Genomic DNA, 20932 nt, shown 5'->3' with positions numbered 1-20932 from the left:
CCCCGGGCGACACACCGGGCGGGCCCACTGGGCCCCCGCGTCACACCCCAGCCACGTACGCCATCGGATCGCCCCGGAACAGCGCCCGCCCCCGGGTCACCCGTTCCGCTCGGTCCGGGCCGTTCTCCGTGAGCCTGCCGAGGGCCGTCAGCAACGCGGGGCCGTCCGGGGCCAGTTCCGATACGCCGAGGGCGGACATCCGGCGGGCTCCGTCCACCCCGTGGCCGGGCAGCGGCCGGTACCCGATCACGGGCAGGCCGGCGGCCAGGGCCTGTACGGCGGTCTGGCCGGCCGCGTTGTCCACCAGGGCGTACGCGGCGGACAGCAGTCCGGGCATGTCGTCCACCCAGTCGAGGGCGAGTGCGCCGGGCACCCGGGACACCCGGGCCCGCAGCCGCGGGTTGCGCCCGCACAGCACCACCGGCAGATAGCCGGCCCCCGTCAGCAGCCGGGCGGTGTCCTCCGGGCCGGTCGCGGCACCCCAGGCGCCCGCGGACAGCAGGACCGCCGGCCGGCCGGGCGCCCGCAAGGCGAAGTGCTCCCGCCACCGGGCCGCCCCGGGCGCGGCCGCGCGGAACACCGATGCCACCGCCGGGCCGGTCGTCACCGCGGGCCTGCCCAGGGCCCGGCGCACCTCGGCCGCCGCCCCGTCCGTGAGGCACAGGTACTGGTCGTTGCCCGGGTGCAGCCACTGCCGGTGCACGGCGAAGTCCACGAGGAAGACCACGCTCGGCACCCGCAGCCGGCCCCGGGCCCGCAGATGACCGGTGAGCTGCGCGGCCAGATGGAACACCGACACCACCACATCGGCGTCCAGCCGCTCCACCAGCTCCGTCAGCCGGTCACCGGCGAGCCGGGCCAGCGGCACCCCGCTGGGCCGCGGCCCCCTGCCACCGCGCAGGAACGCGCCGTAGACGCCGCCGTACGCCCACGGGAAGTGCCGTACCGAGGCCTGGTAGGAGCGGCGCAGCCCGCCGCCCAGGCCGTACGGCAGCAGCCGCAGGACGTCGGCCACCTGCGGCTCGTGCCCGTACGCCACGGCTCGGCGCGCCAGTTCGGCGGCCACGGTGTCGTGACCGGCGCCCATGCTCGCGCTCAGGATCAGCGGGCGCCGTCGGCCACCCGGCCGGGCGGGGTCCGTGGAGGGCACCTCGGCAGGAGTACGCACGGGGTCCGATTCTCCGGTGCGTGCGGCCCGTAAACCGCTCACCGTGCCGCCGTGTCGCCGGACCGCGACCATACGACACGTCATCGACGCGAGTTGCCCCGAGCGCGCCGGGGTGGATGAATCGGCTCAGGAGACGTGTGGGCGGCGAGCACGGGAGGAGCCGTGGAGCGGTGGCGGCGCGGCCTGCACCGCGCTTGGGAGTGGCTGAGGGCCGGGACCCTGCTCGACCGCGGCCGCGAGCTGGAACTGATGCACCGGGCCATGGGGTTCGCCACCCTGGCCCTGGTGACGCTGGCGCCGCTGCTGATCGTGGTCGCCGCCGCCGATCCGCTCGTACGCGGCGGGTTCGCCTCGTGGCTCACCGACGGCATGGGCCTGTCCGGCCGGTCCGCGCATGTGCTCACCGACGTCATCAGCCCGCCGCGCAACGTCATCGGCACGACCAGCGTCTGGGGCGGTGTCCTGCTGGCCGTCTTCGGCGTGTCCTTCGCCGGCAGCGTGCAGAACGCCTACGAACGGATCTGGGGCGTGCCTCCCGGCCCCTGGCACCGGGTGTGGCGGCAGGCGACCTGGCTGGTGGTGCTCACCGCCTACCTCTACCAGGAGGTGGCGACCAAGAACGCGCTGCACGGCGGCCAGCGGATCGCGCTGTCCACGGCGAGCGGCATCGTCTTCTTCTGGTGGGGCCAGCGCTTCCTGCTGGGCGGCCAGGTCCACTGGCGCTCCCTGCTGCCGGGCGCGCTCGCCACCGTCATCGGCCTGGCCGGCCTGCGGGCCTTCTCCTACCTGGTGTTCACCCCGCTCATCGTCACCAACGCGCTCAGCTACGGCGCGGTCGGCACGGTGCTCGTGGTGGAGTCCTGGCTCATCGGCGTGGGGTTCGTGATCTACGGCGGTGCCCTGTTCGGCCGCTGGTTCTGCGAACACCACTGGATGCCGAGCCACCACGAGCACCCACCGGACGAGGAGGAGTGCGGTTAGGCCAGTTGCCGGCGCACCAGCTCGTGCAGCCGGCCCCTGGTGTCGGCGAGCAGCTCGGCCGGTGAGCCCTGCTGGACCACCTTGCCGTCCTCCATCACGATCACCCGGTCGGCGTCCAGGACCGTCGACAGCCGGTGCGCGATGACGACGCGGGTGGCGTTCAGCTTGCGGGTGCTGTCGATGACGATGCGCTGGGTGTCGTTGTCCAGGGCGCTGGTGGCCTCGTCGAAGAACAGGATCCGCGGGCGCCGGATCAGGGCCTGGGCGATCATCAGGCGCTGCCGCTGACCGCCGGATATCGCCCCGCTGCCCGCCACGATCGTGTGCAGGCCCATCGGCATCCGCTTGATGTCCTCCGCGAGCCCCGCCATCTCGGCCGCCGCCATCGCCTCCTCCGGCGTGTACGGCTCGGTACCGCAGATGACGTCCAGGATGGAACCGGTGAACGGCTGCGCGTGCTGGAGCACCACCCCGCACTGGCGGCGCACGGCCGACTGGTCGAGCGCCGCGAGGTCCTGGCCGTCGTACAGGACACTGCCGGAGACCGGCTTGTCGAAGCCGATGAGCAGCCGCAGCAGGGTGGACTTGCCGCAGCCGCTGGGGCCGACGACCGCCACGAACTCACCCGGCCGGACGGCGAAGGACACGTCGTCCAGGACGAGCGGGCCGTCGTCGGCGTACCGGAAGGAGAGCCGGCGGGCCTCGATCGCACCGGACAGCGGGCCCGGCCGGGTGCTCGACGTCCGCACCTCCGGGGTCGCCTCGAAGACCGGCTTGATCTCCTCGAACAGCGGCAGCGCGGCCACCGCCGACACGAAGGAGCCGGTCAGCTGGGTGACCGAGGTCAGCACCATCGTCACCGAGGTGTTGAAGGTCAGGAAGTCCGCCGCCGACATCGTGCCCCGCGCCGGGCCCGCCAGCAGCATGAACATCAGCAGGGTGCACACGGGCAGGTAGATTCCGCCGAGCACCGTGGTGAGGTTCTTGATCCGGCCGACCTTCTGCTGCAGCTCCCGGCTGTGCGCGAACTCGCGCGCCCAGGCCGCGTAGGCGTAGTTCTCGGCCGCCGCCACCCGCAGTTTGGGCAGGCCGCGCAGGGTCTGGAAGGCCTGGTTGTTGAGCTTGTTGCCGAGCACCGTCAGCTTCCGCTGCCAGCGCACCTGCCACAGCCCGAGCCCCAGGAACACGGCCGCGATCACGATGAGCATGCCGACCGCCGCCATGGCCATCGACGGGCTGTACCAGAACAGCAGGCCCAGGTTCATCGCGCCGACGGTCACCGACTGCGCGACCACCGGGCCGACGCCCGCCAGCAGCCGGCGCATCGCGCTGATGCCCATGGCGGCACTGGCGAGTTCACCGGTCGAGCGCTGGGTGAAGAACCGGGTGGGCAGGCGCAGCAGCCGGTCCCAGACGGCCGGCTGGAGCGCCGCCTCTATCCGGCCCTCCAGGCGCAGGATGGACAGGTTCTCCAGCAGCGTGAACGCCGCCGCCACCACCCCGCTCACCATCACGGCCAGGCACACCTGGACGATCAGGCCCTGCTCAGCCCTCGGCACGAACTCGCCGAGCACCTTGCCCGTCGCGATCGGCACCAGCGAGCCGATCGCCACCGTCACCAGGCCCGCCAGCAGCAGGGCGAGCACATCGCCGCGCGTGCCGTGCAGACTGAACCGCAGCAGACCGAACGGCGAGAGCGCCTTGTCGGGCAGTGGCCGGTAGAACATCACCGCGCGCGGCTCGAACTCCTCCGCGTTCGCCTTCTCGATGGGCGTCTCGCGCCCCGTCCCCGGGTGGACGGCGACATACCCGCCGCGCCGCCACAGCAGCGCGACCGGCGCCCCGGACAGCGCCCGGTGCCCGACCAGCGGGCCGACGTTCTCCCGCCACCAGCGTCCCTGCAGCCGTACGGCCCGGGTGCGCACCCGGGAGGCGAGCGCCACCCGTTCGACCGGGTCGAGGCGTTCGCTCTCGGTGCCGCTCTGCGCGGGCTCCGCGAGCTTGATCCCGGCCGCCTCGGCGACCAGCTTGCAGGCCGCGTACCCGGCGTCGGCGTCGGCGGCCGTCGTGCGGCGGGCCGAGCGCTTGCCGATGGAGGCCAGCAGGGTCTGGTCGGCCTGGGCGCGCACCGCCTCACCGGCCTTGATCCCGGCGGCCGTGCGGGTCTCGTGGGTGCGCTCCAGCTGCTCGATCCAGCGGTCCAGCGCGGTCAGCAGCCGGTACTGCTGGTCGACCATGGTCTGCCACAGCGCCGGGTCCATCAGCAGGTCGGCGGCGGCCTCCGCGCCGTACAGGGAGCCGTACTGGACGCTGCCCGGCGGCACCTGCATCCAGAACACGTCGTCGTCGGTGGGCGCCTGGGAGCGCTCCTCGGCCATCGGCGCCTGGAAGAGGACGGACAGGCCACGGCCGACGCCGAGCGCGACCGCGTACTCCAGCGGGCTGGTGGCGGGCGGCACGTACTGGGGGTTGCCGTACTCGTCGTACGACCAGGTCTCGGTGTTCGCGGGCTGGTACAGCTCGCGCAGGTTGATCCGGTGCACCACGCAGTCCCGGACCGGGCGGGCCACCAGCGTGTGCTGGGGCCCGGCGACCGGGCCGAGCAGCAGCGCACCCGCCTCCAGCCGGCCGAGGTGGTGCCAGTGGCCCTGCTGGACCGCGTCCACCGCGAACAGGTCCAGGGCGCCGCCCGCGACCAGCCACAGCACCTGCGGGCCTTCGAGGTCCAGGCGGTTGAATCCGGCGCAGTCGATGCGGGTGCCCATGGACCCCAGCGCACCGAGAACGAGGTCGCCTTCGCCGACGGTCGTCATCTCATCGCTCCCTGACCAGCGCGGCGTACGCGCCACCGTGCGCCACCAGCTCCTCGTGCCGCCCGCGCTCGACGACCGTGCCGTGCTGGAGCACCACGATCTCGTCGCTGTCGCGGACCGTGCTCAGCCGGTGCGCGATCACCACGCAGGCGCAGCCACGCCGGCGCAGGTTGTCCATCACGGCCAGCTCGGTCTCGGCGTCCAGCGCGCTGGTCACCTCGTCCAGCACCAGGATGCTCGGCCGGCGCACCAGTGCCCGCGCGATCTCCAGCCGCTGCCTCTGACCGCCGGAGAAGTTGTGGCCGTCCTGCTCGACCCTGCTGTGGATGCCGCCCGGCCGGCGCATCACCACGTCGTACAGGGCCGCGTCCTTCAGCGCCTCCACCACGGCCTCGTCCGGGATCGACGGATCCCACAGCGCCACGTTGTCGCGGACCGAGCCCTCGAAGAGGAACACGTCCTGGTCGACGAAGGAGACCGAGGAGGCCAGTGCCCCGCGGGGAATGTCCTCCAGCCGGCGGCCGTCGATGCGGATCACCCCGTCCCACGGGGTGTACAGGCCCGAGATCAGCCGGGACACCGTGGACTTGCCGCTGCCGGAACCGCCGACCAGGGCCACCTGCTGGCCGGGGCCCACGGTCAGGTCGAAGCCGCTCAGCAGCGGCTGGTCCAGCGGGCTGTAGCCGAAGGTGACGTTCTCCAGCTCGACGTGTCCCTGCAGCCGGCGCGTGGAGTCGGCGCCGCCGGGGCGGGCGTAGAGCGGGTCGGCCTGGAAGTTCTCCACGTCCTTCAGCCGGGCCACGTCGGCGGCGAAGTCCTGGATGCGGCCCGCCACGCCGTTGAGCCGGGTCAGGGGGGCGGTGAACCGGGTGACCAGCGCCTGGAAGGCGACCAGCAGACCCACCGAGATGTGCCCCTCGACCGCGCGCAGGCCGCCGATCCACAGGATCAGCGCGCTGTTGAACGTGGCCAGCGTCGGCGCGACCACCCCGAGCCAGGCGCTCGGCACCCCGAGCCGCTGCTGCTCCTCCAGGGTGGTGGCGTGCTGCCCGGCCCACTTGCGGAAGTAGCCGTCCTCCCCGCCGGTCGCCTTCATCGTCTCGATCAGCTGAAGACCGGTGTACGACGTGTTCGTGAGCCGTGCCGTGTCCGCGCGCAGCTTCGCCGTACGGGTCGCGCGCAGCCGTATGACCAGCCGCATGGCCACCACGTTGAGCAGCGCCACGCCGATGCCGACGAACGTCAGCTGCGGGTCGTAGGTGTAGAGCAGCACGGCGTACAGCACGACGACGATCGCGTCCACGCCGGCCGCCGCGAGGTCACGGGCCAGGGTCTCGGCGACCTGGTCGTTGGACTGCAGGCGCTGCACCAGGTCGGCGGGGGAGCGCTGGGCGAAGAACGTCACCGGCAGCCGGAGCAGGTGGCGCAGGAAGCGGGCGCTGGAGAGGGTGGAGGAGATGATCCGGCCGTGCAGCAGATTGGCCTGCTGGAGCCAGGTCAGCACCAGGGTGAGCAGGACGCAGGTGCCCATCGAGGCGAACAGCACGCCCAGCAGCGAGGTCTGGCCGCCGATGAGGAACTTGTCGATGTAGGTGCGGCTGAGCGCGGGCACCGCGGCGCCGACCGCGACCAGCAGCAGGCTGGCCAGGACGGCGGCGGGCAGGGTGCCGGCGGTGCCGCGCAGCCGAGCCGGCATCGCGCCGAGCACGCCCGGCTTGCGGCCGCCCTTGGTGAAGCCGTCGCCCGGCTCCATCACCAGCACCACACCGGTGAAGCTGCCGTCGAACTCCTCCATGGGCACGAAACGGCGGCCCTTGGCGGGGTCGTTGATGTACACACCCCGCCGGCCGAAGCGGCGGCCCATGCCGTCGAAGACGACGTAGTGGTTGAACTCCCAGAACAGGATGGCCGGTGCCGCCACTCCGGCGAGGGCGGCCAGGTCCATCTGCATGCCCTTGGCGGTCAGGCCGTAACTGCGGGCCGCCTTCAGCAGGTTGGAGGCGCGCGAGCCGTCGCGGGAGACACCGCAGGCGATGCGCAGCTCCTCCAGCGGGACGTGCCGGCCGTAGTGCGCGAGAACCATGGCGAGGGAGGCGGCGCCGCACTCGACGGCCTCCATCTGGAGCACGGTGGGGGTACGGACCGTGCCGCCACGGGGCTTGGGGACCGGCCGTTTGGCCGGGGCTGCGCGTCTGCGGCCGCGGGTGTCCTGGGTGCCTTCGGTCGAAACGGTCACGGGAGCAGCCAATCCATGGGGTGCTGGTCGGCCAGCTTGATCGAACCGGAGGCGAGCGTCATGGAGTCGAGCCGGAACGGCGGCCCGTCGCTGGTGGACCAGCGGTAACCGCTCTTGGTGGTCTGCGACTTGTCGAGCGCCACCAGTACGGCCACCGGGCGGCCCTTGCCGGTGAACTGCTGGCCCAGCTGGCTGTCGCCGAGGAACGCCGAGATCGACTGCGCGGACTGCGCGGAGCGGTCCACCGACTTCACCTGGCCGCGCAGCACGCCGTACGTCTGGGCCGGCACCGAGGAGACGGTGAGGTCGACGGAGGCGTGTGCCGGGATGGCGGCGGCGTTCTCGGCGGGGACGTACACGGTCGCGTACAGCGCGTCGGAGGCGTGGGCGATCTTCTCCACCGCGGCGACGTTGGTGCCGGTCTGGATGATCTGCCCGATGGTGGCGGCGAGCGTGGTGACGCGGCCCGCGGCGACCGTGCGGACCACGGAATCACCCTGCGCCGTACGGACCTTCAGGACCGGCGCGTTCGCGGGCAGCCGCTCGCCCTGCTGGGCGAGGACGGCCGTCACCTGGCCGGAGACCGGGCTCTGCAGCAGATAACTGCCCTGTGCGTGGGTGAGTATGGCCGGTGCGCTCACCGTGGAGGCGACCGAACCGGTCACCGCCCAGACGGAGGCCGCCGCCATGACGACGACGGTGACGCCCAGGGCGAGCCAGCCCTGGGGGCGGGCCAGACGCACCGGGAGGTCCAGCTCTTCCGGTGACTGGAGCTTGGCGAGGGCCTGTTGGCGGAACTGCACGGAACTTCCCTCACCCGAGGAGAGACAGCGTGACGACAGGGATACGGGCACCCGCGAGGGCGGACACGGTCCGGCCTGCCGCGGGCACCCGAGAGTCCCGGAGCCGGGAAACGGCTCCGGGACTTCGGTGGTACCGAGGCGCGATCAGAGACCGGCGACCAGGTTGGTGACCGGCTGCACGTTCAGGCCGGTGACACCCTCGACGGTGCCGACAGCGGTGGTCACAGCGCCGGAAACCGGGGCAACGCCGTTGACGGCGCCGGTCACGGTGTTCAGGGTGTTCACGGACAGGCCGCCGGAGACGTTGTCCAGCTCGGCGTCCGAGATCTCGACGGTCTCAACCTGGGGGGTGGAGTTCATGATGGAACTTCCCTTCCTAATGGATATTTCACAAGGGGGGAGCGGCCCCCCTCTGGGGACAGACGGACGGCCGCGACCGCGGGCGCCGGGCCCCCGTCGCCGGGAGCCCGCCGCGACCCCCGCGGTGCGATGGATCAAAGCACGCAGCCGGGGCGGGCTTCCAATCAACCAGGGCTCTCACCAGGGCACTTGGGTCACGACGGGGTTCATCCGTGCAGGCGTGCGCACGCCACGTCGGCGACTCCTTCACATGCGGCACGGCATCGGCGCGTCCGACCCCTTGCCCGTTGGACGGGGAATCCGGCACTCCTCGCCAAAGGAGTGCCGAGGGGCGCGCGGATGTGCAGATCCCCGGTCGGCGGTGACTTGGTTGAGTATTCAATGTGCAGATTCCCTGAAGGAGGGATTCCGCATCGCGCTCGGAACGGACCGTTACTGATCGGTAGCGGACCGTGTCAGCTCAGAATCGCGTACACCGTGCTCGCCCGCGCCGCGAGCGCCCCCGAGTCGGCGTCGGTCAGGGTGATGTCCGCGAACGCCATCCGGCGCCCCAGCTTCGTCAGGACCGCTTCGATCCGGACATCCGAGTCGGTCACCGCCCGCTGGAACGACGTCGACTGCTGAACCGTCGTCATCGGCACGAACCCGCCCCGCGCGGCCGACACCGCGATCACCGTCGCCGTGTCGGCAGCCGCCATCAGCGCCTGCCCGGACATCCCCCCGCCCTCCCGGGCCAGCCGCTGTGACCAGGGCAGCCGCAGCACGGCCCGGTCCTCGCCCACCGCCTCGACACTCAGCCCGAGATCGAGCACCCAAGGGGCGAAGTTGGCCGAGAGGATCTTGCCGGCTTCGGCGGGGGTCATCGTCATACGGGGGATCGTCCCCGGCCGCCCGCCACGGCACGCACGGCGTGGCCGATTCGCCCGCCCGGCACGGCCGTTGGGAAACGGAATTGAACACACCGCGCGGCCGGTGCGTACGTACGGCCATCCAGGCGCCCCGATATGAACTGCCCGTCAGCGGCAGACCCCCGTCCCAGGAGGCTGAGAAGTTTGAGTCACAAGCGAATGCCCAAGCGCAAGGCCGCGATAGCGGTGGGCGGTGTCGCGGCGCTCGGTGCGGCGGCCCTTCTGCTGCCCCACGCCAACGCCTCACAGGGCACGAACCAGGCGTCGGACGGCACCGGCACCGCGAAGACCCTGAAGGCCACCCAGGCGTCCGGCCTCGCCGCCCAGCTCCAGAAGGCCCTCGGTGCCGCCTTCGCCGGGTCGTACTTCGACAGCGGCAAGCAGCAACTCGTCGTCAACGTGGTCAACGGCGACAGCAACACGATCGCCCAGGTGGAGAAGGCCGGCGCGGTCGCCCGTCAGGTGAAGAACAGCACCAGCAGCCTGAAGGCCGCCGCCGGCACGCTGAAGACCAAGGCCACGATCCCCGGCACCTCCTGGGCCGTGGACCCGCGCACCGACAAGGTGCTCGTCACCGCCGACTCCACCGTCACCGGCGCCAAGTGGAACAGACTGCAGTCGACGGTACAGAGCCTCGGCTCCGGCATGGCGACGCTGAAGAAGTCCGCCGGCACCTTCAAGACCTTCGTCTCGGGCGGCGACGCCATCTTCTCCCAGACCCAGCAGGGCGGCGTCCGCTGCTCCCTCGGCTTCAACGTCACCGCCTCCGACGGCAGCCCCGCCTTCCTGACGGCCGGTCACTGCGGAGTCGCCGCCAAGGACTGGTCCGACTCGCAGAACGGCCAGCCCATCGCCACCGTGGACCAGGCCAAGTTCCCCGGCAACGACTTCTCGCTCGTCAAGTACAACGACAAGACCACGCAGACGTCCAGCACGGTCAACGCCGGAAACGGCCAGACCGTGCAGATCACCCAGGCCGCCGACGCCACCGTCGGCGAGACCGTGTTCCGCATGGGCTCCACCACCGGGCTGCACAACGGCCAGGTCACCGGCCTCGACGCCACCGTGAACTTCGCGAGCGAGACCGTCCCGGGCGGCACCGACACCGTCAACGGCCTCATCCAGACCAACGTCTGCGCCGAGGCCGGCGACAGCGGCGGCTCCCTGTTCACCCAGGACGGCGGCGCGGTCGGCCTCACCTCCGGCGGCAGCGGCGACTGCACCAGCGGCGGCGAGACCTTCTTCCAGCCGGTCACCGCCGCCCTCCAGGCCACCGGCGCGACCCTCGGCAACGGCGGCAACGGCGGCAACGGCGGCAACGGCGGCAACGGCGGCAACGCCGGCAACGGCGCGGGCGGCCAGTCCGGCTCCGCCAACCCGTCGGCCTCGGCGGGCGACCAGTCCGGCTCCGCCGCTCCGTCGGCCTCGGCAGGCGACCAGTCCGGCTCCGCCAACCCCTCGGCCTCGGCGGGCGACCAGTCCGGCGCGGGCGGAGACCAGATCGGCGGCTCCGCCGACCCGTCCGCCTCGGCCACCGACCAGCCCGGCGGCGGAAGCGATCAGTCCGGCGCCGGGTCGGCGAACGACGGGTCGTCGCTGACCAGCACGCGGTAGCGCTCCGCCGGGCGGGCCGCGACGTGCGCTGCCGCGACAGGACGACTCTCGTCTGCGGCGCCGTCGTGGCCCCGGCGCGCCCACGCGGCGCAGCCACACATCAACGCAGCCCCGCGCCCCTTGCGTGACGCGCCCCACCCCTGTCTCCCCGGCGGCCTCACCCGCGGTTCCGGCCGGTGGGGAGACGGGCCGGTCCTCCGCCGGGAGGGCCGGCCCGTCAGGCTTGGTGCGCCCGCAGCAGCAGTACCGCCACGTCGTCCATCCGTTCCCGCGCCGCCGCGCTCTGCCGGACCACCTCGTCCGCCAGCCTCTCCAGCGGCTGGTCGCCGATCTCCGACAGCAGGGTACCGAGGCCGGCCAGCGCGTCCTCGATGTCGATACCGGGCGCCTCCACCAGACCGTCGGTGTACAGGACGAGCACCGAGCCGGGAGCGAAGGACACCTCGGTCGTCGGATACACCGCGGCCGCGTCGATCCCGAGCAGCGGGCCACCGGCCAGGTCCAGCACCCGCACCCGCCCGTCCGGCCGTCTCAGCAGCGGCGGCGGATGCCCCGCCCGCGCCATGACCGCCTTCCCGCCTGCCGGGTCCAGCCGCAGATACAGACAGCTGGCGAACAGCTCGGTGCCGAGGTCGATCAGCAGCCGGTTGGTGCTGCTCATGACCTCGTGCGGCGCCTGCCCGACCGTGGTGTACGCCCGGACACCGGTACGGATCTGCCCCATCAGGGCCGCCGCGGTCACGTTGTGCCCCTGTACGTCCCCGATCACCGCCGCCGTCAGCGGCAGCGTCGGCACCAGGTCGTAGAAGTCGCCGCCGATGTCCATGCCATGGGTGGCCGGCAGATAGCGGGCGGCCGCCTCGATGCCGGGCGGCGGTGCCAGCGAGTTCGGCAGCAGGGCCTGCTGGAGTCCGTGCGCGAGCCGGTGCTTGGCGTCGTAGAGCCGGGCACGCTCCAGCGCCTGCGCGATCAGCCCGCCCAGGGACGTCAGGACGGCCCGTTCGTCGGCAGGGAAGACATGGGGCTCGGCGTAGGCCAGCACACAGGTGCCCACCGGCCGCCCGGATGCGATCAGCGGCAGATACGCCCAGGCCGCGAAGCCGTCCGGGGTCTGGTGCCGGCGCGGATACAGCCGCTCCAGCTCCTCCCGGGAGTCGAAGAACGCCGGCACCCCGCTGCTGAGCACATGGGTGCCGGGGGTCCGCTCGGTCAGCGGCAGCCCGTGGAACCGGTCCACGACATGCGCGTCCGGGTAGCCGCGATGCCCCAGCACGTGCAGCCGGCCGCCCTGCGAGCCGAGGATCACCATCGCCTGGCTGCCGACCGCCGGGGCCACCTCGTCCCAGACCAGCTGCACCACGTCCTGCACCCCGACCGCCTCGGTCAGCGCGCCCGCGAAGCTCAGCACCTGGGAGATGCTCACCAGCCGCGCCGGGGACGGGTCCGCCTGCGGCGCGCCGCGCGCGATCTCCGCCACCGCCCGGGCCCGGCTGATCCGCATGCTCAGCCCGGTCGTGCTCGGATACATCCGGAACGACAGCCACTCGCCCGGCGGCCGCAACGCCACGAACGACGTCACCTGCTGGCTGAGCAGCGCCCCCCGGTAGCGGTCCTCGTACATCGGGTCGTTCAGCCAGGGCACCGACACCCAGAGCAGCGTGCCGAGCAGTTCCCCGGCCGGTCTGCCGAGCAGCTCGGCGGCGGCCGTGTTGACGAACCCGATCCGGCCGTGCAGATCCAGCGACACCAGCCCGTACGGCAGCCGGGACACCATCCGGGCGGCCTCCACCGAGCCCAGCGTGTCGGACGTGCCCGTCAGCGGTGTCGCCACCACCTCGGTCTCGTGGACGATCGGCCGGTGCTCCTGCGCGGCCCGTTCCAGCCGCAGCGCCAGCCGCTCGCAGGCCGCCCACAGATGGTCGCGCTCCCCGGGGGACAGCTCCGGGGGATGCGCACCCGGCCAGGTCACGAACACCGCGCCGTACACCTGCCGCTCCGTCGCCACGGGCAGCGCGGCCAGCGCGAACGGGTACGGCAGCACCACCGCGATGCGCGGATAGCAGCGGGCCATCTGCTCCTCGCCGCCCACCCACACCAGCCGCCGCTCGCGCGCCGCGTCGGCGACCGGGATCGGCGCGCTCAGCCCGACCCGCTCCCACGGCGCCGCGAACGCCCGGGGCATGCCGGCGTGCACCGTCATCTCCAGGACCGGCTCGTCCGGCCGGAGCAGGTACACCGCACCGGAGTGCGCGTGCACCTCCTGCATCATCGAGACCAGCGCGAGCGACAGCACCGGCTGGGCGACCAGTACCTCCCCGGCCGCCGGTGCCGGTCCCGGCCCTGGCCCGTCGGACACGCCGACCACCTCCTCGTACAGCCGAGGCGCGCATCCTGGGGACAACATTCCCTCGCGGGGGCGCGCCGCGCACGGCGAGGGCCCCGGCCGCGGCCCCTGGCCGCCCCCATGCGGACGCCGCCGAATACCCCGTCCGTCCGTACCCATGCCCGTGCAGCGGAAGCGCGGGCGGCGTACGAGCGCCGAGCGTGCGCCCCCGCGCACCCTGTTGGCCGGATCTCCGCGCCCGCGAACGGTACCGGCGCCCAAGAATGGGCACGCGCTTTCCCGTGCCCGGGGCGCGGCGCGGATCGTGAGGGGAGTGACGGCGCGGACCACAGTGGCACGGGGGCGACGAGGTATGGGCGTAGGACGATCATCCGAGGGGGCGGAGTAGTGATCCGGGTGCTTCTGGTGCACGACGTGTGTCTGGTGCGATCGGTCCTGGCGGAGTGGCTGCGGCGGGAACCGGGGCTCGATGTGGACGACACGCCGTGGCGGGGTGCCGGCGCGCGGGTGCGGTCCCTGTGTCCGGATGTGTGCGCGGCGGACCTGGAGTGTGCGGACGGCCAGGGCACGGTCCCCCTCGGCGATCTGTGTCCGCCGCACACCGGTGGCAGGCCGCCGGCGCTCGTGGTGCTGGCCCACGCGGACCGGCCGGGCCTGCTGAAGCGGGCCGCGGAGGCGGGCGCGCTCGGTTTCGTCGACAAGGCCGGCTCGCCGGACCGGCTGGTGCGCGCCATCCGCTCCGTCGCGGAGAGGGAACGTTTCGTCGATGCCTCGCTGGGCTTCGGGTTCCTCAAGGCGGCCGAGATGCCGCTGACCAGACGTGAGCTGAGCGTGCTGTCCCTGGCGGCCGGGGGCGCGTCCATCGCGGAGATCGCGGGCAGCCTGCACTTATCCAACGGGACGGTCCGCAACTACATGGCGTCGATCACCCGCAAGACCGGCGCACGGAACCGGGTCGACGCGATTCGGATATCGCGGGGGGAGGGGTGGGTGTGAGGGGCGGGGGTGACTGGCCGGGCGGGGGCGCCGGGTGCGTCCAGTGGCCGGCCAGGTCCCGGTACAGGGCCGAGGTGCGCAGCAGCTCTCCGTGGGTGCCGCAGGTGGTGCGCGCGCCGTCCAGGACGAGGATCCGGTCGGCGCGGCGGGCGGAGCTGATCCGGTGGGCGACGACGATCAGCGTGCCGCCCGGACGCGCCGCGAAGGCCCGCTCGGCACGTGCCTCCGCCTCCGGGTCGAGGTGGCAGGTCGCCTCGTCCAGCAGGGCCAGCGGGGCGGGGGAGAGGTAGGCGCGGGTCAGCGCGATCAGCTGCCGCTGGCCGGCCGAGAGCGCCGCTGGTTCGACGGGGGTGCCGGGTCCGCCCAGTGTTCTCAGCAGGGGGGTCAGACCGACGGCGTCGGCGGCGGCCAGGAGCTCCGACTCGGGCACCGGGTCGCAGCGGTGGAGGGCCAGGTTCTCGGCGAGCGTGCCGGTGTGGACGTACGCCTCCTGCGGGATGAGGACGGTCGCGCAGGCCCGGACGGTGCCGTGCCGCGGTTGCAGGAGACCGGCGATCAGCGCGGTGAGCGTCGATTTTCCGGTTCCGCTGGGACCTACGACGGCAAGGTGGGTGCCGGTGCGGAGGGTGAGGTCGAGGCCGTTCAGGACGGGTTCGCTCGTGGGGCCGTAGGCGAAGGTGAGGGAGGCCAGGGAGAGAGCGGTGTTCTGTGCACCCGAGGAAGGGGGGAGTGCGGTAGTCGCGCGGGTGCGGGTTGTGTCCGGCCGGGCGCGCCCCGCGGCTGAGCCGCTGATCGGTGCAGCCCCGCTCCCCTTGGCCGGTTGCGCCTGCCGGGGTTCAGAGTCGAACCGGGTCAGACGCCGTAGCACGACCGCCAGCCGAGAACCGCTCGTGCCCAGGCCGTGGACGAGATTGTTCAGGGCCGGGAGCAGGGACTGGGTGACGTAGGCGAGCGCGCCTACCAGCGCGCCGGGGGTGACGCCGTGGCCGAGCAGCCAGGGGGCGGTGAACAGCAGCAGTACCGCCGGGAGTTCCCCGCCCAGCGCCAGTGCGGCCACGCGGGCCACGCCCCAGCGGGCCAGAGCGCGGGCGGCCCGTAGTTCCGCGTCGGTGCGGTGGCCGATGGCCTCGGCGATCCGCTCCTCGGCGCCTGCCGCGGTGATGTCCCGGAGCCCCGGGCAGACCGTGCTCAGCTCGTGGGCCAGCGCCTCGTCGGCGGCCAGGAACGCCTCCTGGCGGCGGGCCAGCGGGGCCAGCGTCGCGGCGAACAGGGTCACACCGGCGAGCAGCGGGGGCAGCACGACCGTCAGCAGCAAAGGGGCCAGCGAGAACAGGCCGATCAGGGCGCCGGCGGCGGTGAACAGGAACGAGCGGGACACCAGCACCACGCCGGCGAGCGTGTCCCGGGCGATCTCCACCTGCTGGGTCAGCCCGGACAGCGCACCCCGATCCGCCTCCCGCACCCCGCGCGCGACCACCTCCGTCACCAGCCGGTCCCGGGCCGGTTCGACCAGCGCGGCCACCACCGCGTACACCCGCCCGGTCCCGTACGCCCCGGCACCCACGGCGAGCCCCGCGGCCCCCAGCCACAGCAGACCGGTCCGCGCGTTCCCCGCCAGGAACCCGGCGTCCAGGGCGCGCGCGAGGGCGTATCCGGCGAGGAAGGTCTGTCCCGCCTCCAGCACGGACCACCCGCCGAGCCGCACCAGCACCCGCCACCGCGCCCGCAGAAACCGCAGGGCCCGGCGGCGCACGCACGCGGAGGATCCGCCGGCCGGCCCACGCACGCCGGAAGGCGGCTCTCCGCCGGGCACGCCCGTCAACTCCCGCTCCTGGCCGGGCATGGGTGCTCCTCGCCGCGTATGTCCGTCGACCGTGTCGCGCATGTCCATGGGCTGGCGTCGGGGTTCTGCCCGCGGTCCGGCGCGGGGTGCCGGCCATCCCGTGGGTTCATCGGCCGTGGCCCGGTTCCGGCCGTCGGCCGGGTGTGGCGTGCGCGGTCGTGCAGCGGGACCGCCATCAGGTCCGCGCCTGCCTCTCGGCCGTGCCCCCGCCGTCGTGTGCGAACTCCGGCCCCGGCTCCGTGCCGACGTCACCGTCGTCCCCGAACACCGCCCGGTACTCCGCCTCTTGCCACAGTTCCCGATGGGTTCCGATCGCCCTGACCCGGCCCGCGTCCAGCCAGGCGACCCGGTCCGCGCGGGACGCCGTGGTCGCGCGGTGGGCGATCAGCAGGCGGGTCCGGTCCGGGTCGGGGGCCAGCAGGGTCTGGGTGATGCGGTGTTCCGTGACCGTGTCGAGGCTGGACAGGGCGTCGTCGAGGATCAGCAGCCGGCCGCCGTGCGCGAACGCCCGGGCGAGGCCCAGGCGTTGGGACTCGCCGCCGGAGCGGGGCGCGTCGGCGGCAGGGGTGGCGTAGCCGGCGGGCAGGCGCCGTACGAAGTCGTCGGCGTGGGCGCGGCGGGCGGCGGAGCGTACGGCGGCGGGGGTGGCGGGCGGGCGTGCGAAGGCGATGGTGTCCTCGATGGTCGTGCCCAGCAGGACGGGGCGGTCGAAGGCGTAGGCGACGGCGCGGCGCAGCTCGGCGTGGGCGAGAGCGCGCAGCGGGACGCCGTCGAGGAGGACTTCGCCCACATCGGGGTCGGCGAGCCGGCCGGCCAGCTCGGCGAGCAGGGACTTGCCGGTGCCGGAGCGGCCGACGACCGCCAGGGTGGTGCCGCCCGGGACGGTCAGGTCGACCCCGTCCAGGACGGTCCGCCCGCCCCGGCGTGCGGTCACCGCCCGCAGCTCCAGCCGGCCGTTGCCGGGCGGCAGGCGGCCGGTGCCGTGTGCGGGCGCGGACTCGGCCCGCACCTCGGCGAGCCGGCCGGTCGCCGCCCTGGCTCGGGCGAGCGCGGCCAGCTGTCCGACCAGCGTGCCGACACCCGTGGCGAGCACCGCGTACCGGGAGGCGGCCAGCACCTCGCCCACCGACAGCCGGTGCCGTGCCAGCAGCAGCCCGGCCACCGCCAGCACGCCCAGGTTCAGCAGGGGTGCGAGGGTGACCGCCTGTGCGGCGGCCCGCCCCTGCACCCGCCACATGCGGTGCCCGGCGCGCGACAGTTCGGGCAGCGGCGCCAGGATCCGGGCGGTCTCCCGCTCCTCGGCGCCCGCGGCGCGGATCGTACGGAAGCCGTCGACCGCCTCCGCCAACGCGCCGGCGATCCGGCCCTGCGCCCGCTGGTAGTCGGCCACGCACGCCGACGTGTCCCGGGCGAAGGCGCGCAGCAGCAGGGCCAGGACCGGCGCACCGGCGAGGAACACCGCCGCCAGCCACGGGTCGATGAGGCCGAGCGCCAGCACACCCCCGACGGGCCCGGCGAGCGCGGCGAGCAGCGCCGCCACGGCGCCCGGCGCCGTCCCGGCCTGCGCGGCGTTGCCGACCAGGCGTGCCACCAGATCCCCGGCGCCGAACCGGGCCGTCGCGCGCGGGCCCAGCGCCAGGACATGTGCGGTGAGCTGCCGGCGCAGCCATGCGGTGGCGTGGGCGTCGGCGGTGCCGGTGAGCACGCCCGCGCAGCCGTCCAGCAGGGCGAGCAGCAGCACGAGGCCGGCGCAGCAGCCGATCCAGCGGGCGGCCGGGGCGTGGGCCAGCAGCAGGTCCAGGGTGTGTCCGAGCAGGGCGGGCAGCAGCAGGCCGGCGGCCGTCGCGGCCGTACTCGCCGCGCACAGCGCGACACAGCGGACGGCACCCTGCCGCAGCGCCGCCCGCGACAAGGCACCGCCGGCCGCGGCGGCTTCGCTGTCTGGGCGGGAGTTCATGGGCTGCGGCCTCACTCGGGTCGGACGGAAGCAGGAGGGCCGGCCCTCGGCCGTACGGCCCGTCCCAGCCGGAGGCCCCGGACAGCCCCTCCCGGCTGGGAGGGTGCCGTCCGGAGCCGTGGGCTCACCGAAGGCGGTCAGAGACAGAGCAGGACGCTCGCCGCGGAAACACAGGAGAGCAGGCTCGCGGTGCTCGCGCCGTTGTGGGTGTACTCGTCGGACTCGAGGGTCTGCAGGTCGAGCAGTGCCATGGCAGTGTCCTTTCCTCGTTGGGGACGGGGTTGTGCGTCACGGCTCCGTCGGTGCGGAGCCGCGTGTGTGGGCCGCCGGTGGCGGCGGAAGGAACGGCAGGTGGGCCGTACGCGCGTCGTCGCGGGCCGCGGCGAGCGCGAGCAGGCAGCCTGCCGTACCGGTCGCGAGGTCCATGGAGAGGCGCATCATCTGGTGCCCGGGGAAGGCGAGTTGGCCCTGATAGGCCATCGCGAACCAGCCGAGCCCCGCGATCTGCTGCGCCAGTCGTTCCCGGGTGGCGCCGGGCGCGGAGCTGCGGGCGAGGTGCAGGATCATTCCGGCGCGGCCCTGGAAGAGGCCGGGCTGGGCGTAGAAGCGGGAGGTGGCGGCGGTGAGGATGCCGACCCGGGCGCGCTCGAACTCCGGGCTGTCCGCGAGCGCCAGGTAGTCGTCCAGGACCAGTCCGATGCCCGCGCTGCCGTCGCCGAGGTAGGGCAGGGTCCGCCAGCCCTCGTCGACCTCCAGTCCGCCGCCCGCCTCCTGGGTCACACAGCAGTCCAGGTCGCGCCGGAGCGCCTCGGCCGCCGCCGTCAGGAAGCGGGCCTCGCCGGTCTGCTCGTAGTACCGGAGCAGGAAGAGCGCGGGTCCGCCGGCGCCGCGCAGCAGCCCGGCGCGTCGGCGCGGGGTGTCCGGGACCGGTTCGGCGAGCCGTCGTACGAGGATCTCGGCGGCCTCGGCGGCGTGTTGCCGCAAGACAGGCTCCCCCGTCGTGTCCGCGAGTCGGCCGAGGACCAGGCCGAGGCCGGCGAGTCCGCCGTGAAGGTCGGAGGCGAGGCTGCGCCAGTTCTCCCGCAGGATGCCGTCCAGCAGGTCCAACGCCCGCTGCCGGTGGCCCAGTTGTTCGAGCACCAGGGCGACGCCCGCGAGGCCGTCGTACAGGCCGAGCGGGGTGCCGGGCGGCGGCGGGGCGGTGTGGTCCAGCAGCCAGCGCTCGCCCTCGTCGTAGCGGGCGGCCCCGGACGCCTGGAGGGCGTACAGGACTCCGGCCGCGCCGTGGGCGAGGCCGAGACCGCCGCCGTCCGCGAACTGGGCGATGTCCCCCGGGAAGAGCCGGTCGTCGCGTTCGGGGGTGGCGGAGGCGAGGATCGCCTTCACCATCGAGTCGCGGCTGTAGGGCCAGTCGCCGGGGACCACCGGGGGCCGGGACGTACTGCGGGGCGTGTTCCGGGTGATCTCCGTGACCGCCTCGTCCAGGAAGGCCCGCGGCACGTCCGGGAACTGCTCCGCGATCACCTCGGCGAGATGGGCCGCCTTGCCGCGGTCCACCACGAACAGCGTGGTCACCGGAAGGAACAGGGCGAGCCGCAGACAGGCCAGCGCATAGCGGTCGACATCGGTGCCGCGGCGGTCCGGCGGGGCGAAGAAACCGGGGTGGGCCACGGTCTGCCGGGCGTTCTCCTCGGCGGGCGCGGCGGCCTCGAAGTCGATGAGATACACGGACTGTTCGTCCTCGGCCACCATGATGTTGAAGACATGCAGGTCGTTGAAGACCAGCCCGCGCGCGTGCACCGCCGCCACGGCCCGTTCCACCGCCGCGTTGATCCGCAGCGCCCACGCCGTGTACGCGGCGACCTTCGCCGGGTCGGGATCGGGGGTGAGCAGCGGATGGCGTTCGGCGAAGAAGGAGTTGAGCGGGCGGCCCGACAGATGGTCCATCACCAGGAACCGGTGCTCGCCGAGTGTGAACCAGTCCCGTACCTCGGGCACCACACCGGTCCCGGCGACCCGCTCCAGCGCCGCCTTCTCCCGCCCGAGCCGGGCCACCGCGTCCGCGCCGTCCGCGGCGAGACCCGCGTGCGGCCGGCCCTCCTTCAGCACCACGCGCCGCCCGTCGCGCGTGTCGGTGCCGGCGTACACGCCGCCGCCGTTGGAGAAGTGCAGCGCCTTCTCGATGCGGTACGGCAGTTCGCCGACCGTCGTGGTGTTGCGGGCTTCGAGGTGCGGCCGCAGGAACGCCGGCAGGCTCACCCACTCGGGCACCTGGAAGGAGGGCGCCCGCCGGTCCGGCACCAGCCGACCCGTGCCGTCGGTGACCGCCGGGACCAGGGAGCCGCGCTCGTCGACGACGTACCGGCGGGCGAACGCGCCGTAACGCACATAGAGCGGACCGTCGTGCCAGCGCAGGTCGGTGAGGATGTACGGCCCCTCGAAACCCTCCAGCAGCGCGCCCAGTTCCCGCAGCGTCCGCTGCAACTGCTCCTCGTTGGCCGGATAGACCGTGACGAACTTGCCGCTGGTGTCGCGGCCCGCGTACTTGGCGTTGCGCAGGTGCAGCAGATGCGGGCCCGGCACGAACTTGAACGGGATGCGGCGCGGCACACAGTAGTCCCACACGATCTCCGCGATCCGTTCCGCGTTCGCGGCGGTCGCCGAGGAGTGGATCTTCCAGCCCTGCGCCGGCGACGCAAGCGGCGCGCCGTCCGCGCCGAGCGGGGTCAGGGTCAGCCAGTCCCCGGAGCGCGCCGCGTGCCAGCCCTCCGGTACGGCGCGACGCGCCGTCGCGAACAGCGGTGCCGGCTCTCCGCCCGCCCCCGGGAGCCGGTCGGGCGTGTCGTAGAAGTGCCCGTCGGCGAGCGCGTACACCTCGTACCGCTTGTCCATGCGCTCCCGCCCCTCGT

Annotated in this window: 14 protein-coding genes; 3 read left to right on the top strand and 11 right to left on the bottom strand. The window is 73.5% G+C overall.

Annotated features, from left to right (window positions below; translation table 11 throughout):
• Nucleotides 1-40 precede the first annotated feature (40 nt).
• Complete coding sequence (locus BFF78_RS03780; protein ID WP_069783363.1) at nt 41-1150, bottom strand: MGDG synthase family glycosyltransferase; 1110 nt, start codon at nt 1148-1150, stop codon at nt 41-43.
• Nucleotides 1151-1330: 180 nt separating this feature from the next.
• Between BFF78_RS03780 and BFF78_RS03775 the strand changes: the two genes are divergently transcribed.
• Complete coding sequence (locus tag BFF78_RS03775) at nt 1331-2149, top strand: ribonuclease BN (protein ID WP_069776943.1); 819 nt, start codon at nt 1331-1333, stop codon at nt 2147-2149.
• On the opposite strand, the gene BFF78_RS03770 is transcribed toward BFF78_RS03775, so the two are convergent.
• The 5 genes from BFF78_RS03770 to BFF78_RS03750 all read right to left on the bottom strand — a co-directional run bounded on the left by BFF78_RS03770 (nt 2146) and on the right by BFF78_RS03750 (nt 9230).
• A complete protein-coding gene (locus BFF78_RS03770; protein ID WP_069776942.1) occupies nt 2146-4962 on the bottom strand; it encodes an NHLP bacteriocin export ABC transporter permease/ATPase subunit in 2817 nt (938 codons plus the stop codon). The genes BFF78_RS03775 and BFF78_RS03770 overlap by 4 nt on opposite strands.
• A gap of 1 nt (nt 4963) precedes the next feature.
• Complete coding sequence (locus BFF78_RS03765; RefSeq protein WP_069776941.1) at nt 4964-7198, bottom strand: NHLP family bacteriocin export ABC transporter peptidase/permease/ATPase subunit; 2235 nt, start codon at nt 7196-7198, stop codon at nt 4964-4966.
• Complete coding sequence (locus BFF78_RS03760) at nt 7195-8001, bottom strand: HlyD family efflux transporter periplasmic adaptor subunit (protein WP_069776940.1); 807 nt, start codon at nt 7999-8001, stop codon at nt 7195-7197. The genes BFF78_RS03765 and BFF78_RS03760 overlap by 4 nt, the downstream gene beginning before the upstream one ends.
• A gap of 144 nt (nt 8002-8145) precedes the next feature.
• Entirely contained in the window at nt 8146-8361 is a 216-nt protein-coding gene (locus BFF78_RS03755; protein ID WP_069776939.1) for a hypothetical protein, read from the bottom strand.
• Nucleotides 8362-8816: 455 nt separating this feature from the next.
• Nucleotides 8817-9230: a PaaI family thioesterase gene (locus tag BFF78_RS03750; RefSeq protein ID WP_069776938.1), complete on the bottom strand. Its 414-nt coding sequence runs from the start codon at nt 9228-9230 to the stop codon at nt 8817-8819.
• Nucleotides 9231-9413: 183 nt separating this feature from the next.
• On the opposite strand from BFF78_RS03750, the gene BFF78_RS03745 reads away from it, so the two are divergent.
• Entirely contained in the window at nt 9414-10883 is a 1470-nt protein-coding gene (locus BFF78_RS03745) for a S1 family peptidase (RefSeq protein WP_227025696.1), read from the top strand.
• 217 nt (nt 10884-11100) lie between these two features.
• Here the strand turns inward: BFF78_RS03745 and BFF78_RS03740 are convergent, their stop codons facing one another.
• A complete protein-coding gene (locus BFF78_RS03740) occupies nt 11101-13248 on the bottom strand; it encodes a SpoIIE family protein phosphatase (RefSeq protein ID WP_227025695.1) in 2148 nt (715 codons plus the stop codon).
• A 366-nt stretch (nt 13249-13614) separates the two neighbouring features.
• On the opposite strand from BFF78_RS03740, the gene BFF78_RS03735 reads away from it, so the two are divergent.
• A complete protein-coding gene (locus BFF78_RS03735; protein ID WP_069776936.1) occupies nt 13615-14223 on the top strand; it encodes a response regulator transcription factor in 609 nt (202 codons plus the stop codon).
• On the opposite strand, the gene BFF78_RS03730 is transcribed toward BFF78_RS03735, so the two are convergent.
• The 4 genes from BFF78_RS03730 to lanKC form a co-directional block, all read right to left on the bottom strand.
• Complete coding sequence (locus BFF78_RS03730) at nt 14153-16066, bottom strand: ATP-binding cassette domain-containing protein (protein ID WP_099054818.1); 1914 nt, start codon at nt 16064-16066, stop codon at nt 14153-14155. The genes BFF78_RS03735 and BFF78_RS03730 overlap by 71 nt on opposite strands.
• Before the next feature lie 175 nt (nt 16067-16241).
• Complete coding sequence (locus BFF78_RS03725) at nt 16242-18023, bottom strand: ABC transporter ATP-binding protein (RefSeq protein WP_079161131.1); 1782 nt, start codon at nt 18021-18023, stop codon at nt 16242-16244.
• A gap of 137 nt (nt 18024-18160) precedes the next feature.
• A complete protein-coding gene (locus BFF78_RS03720) occupies nt 18161-18274 on the bottom strand; it encodes a SapB/AmfS family lanthipeptide (RefSeq protein WP_069776935.1) in 114 nt (37 codons plus the stop codon).
• 37 nt (nt 18275-18311) lie between these two features.
• Nucleotides 18312-20915: a class III lanthionine synthetase LanKC gene (lanKC, locus tag BFF78_RS03715; protein WP_069776934.1), complete on the bottom strand. Its 2604-nt coding sequence runs from the start codon at nt 20913-20915 to the stop codon at nt 18312-18314.
• Nucleotides 20916-20932 lie beyond the last annotated feature (17 nt).

Source organism: Streptomyces fodineus, from assembly GCF_001735805.1.
Classification (GTDB): Bacteria; Actinomycetota; Actinomycetes; order Streptomycetales; family Streptomycetaceae; genus Streptomyces; species Streptomyces fodineus.
This window is presented reverse-complemented; position numbering and strand designations above follow the sequence as displayed.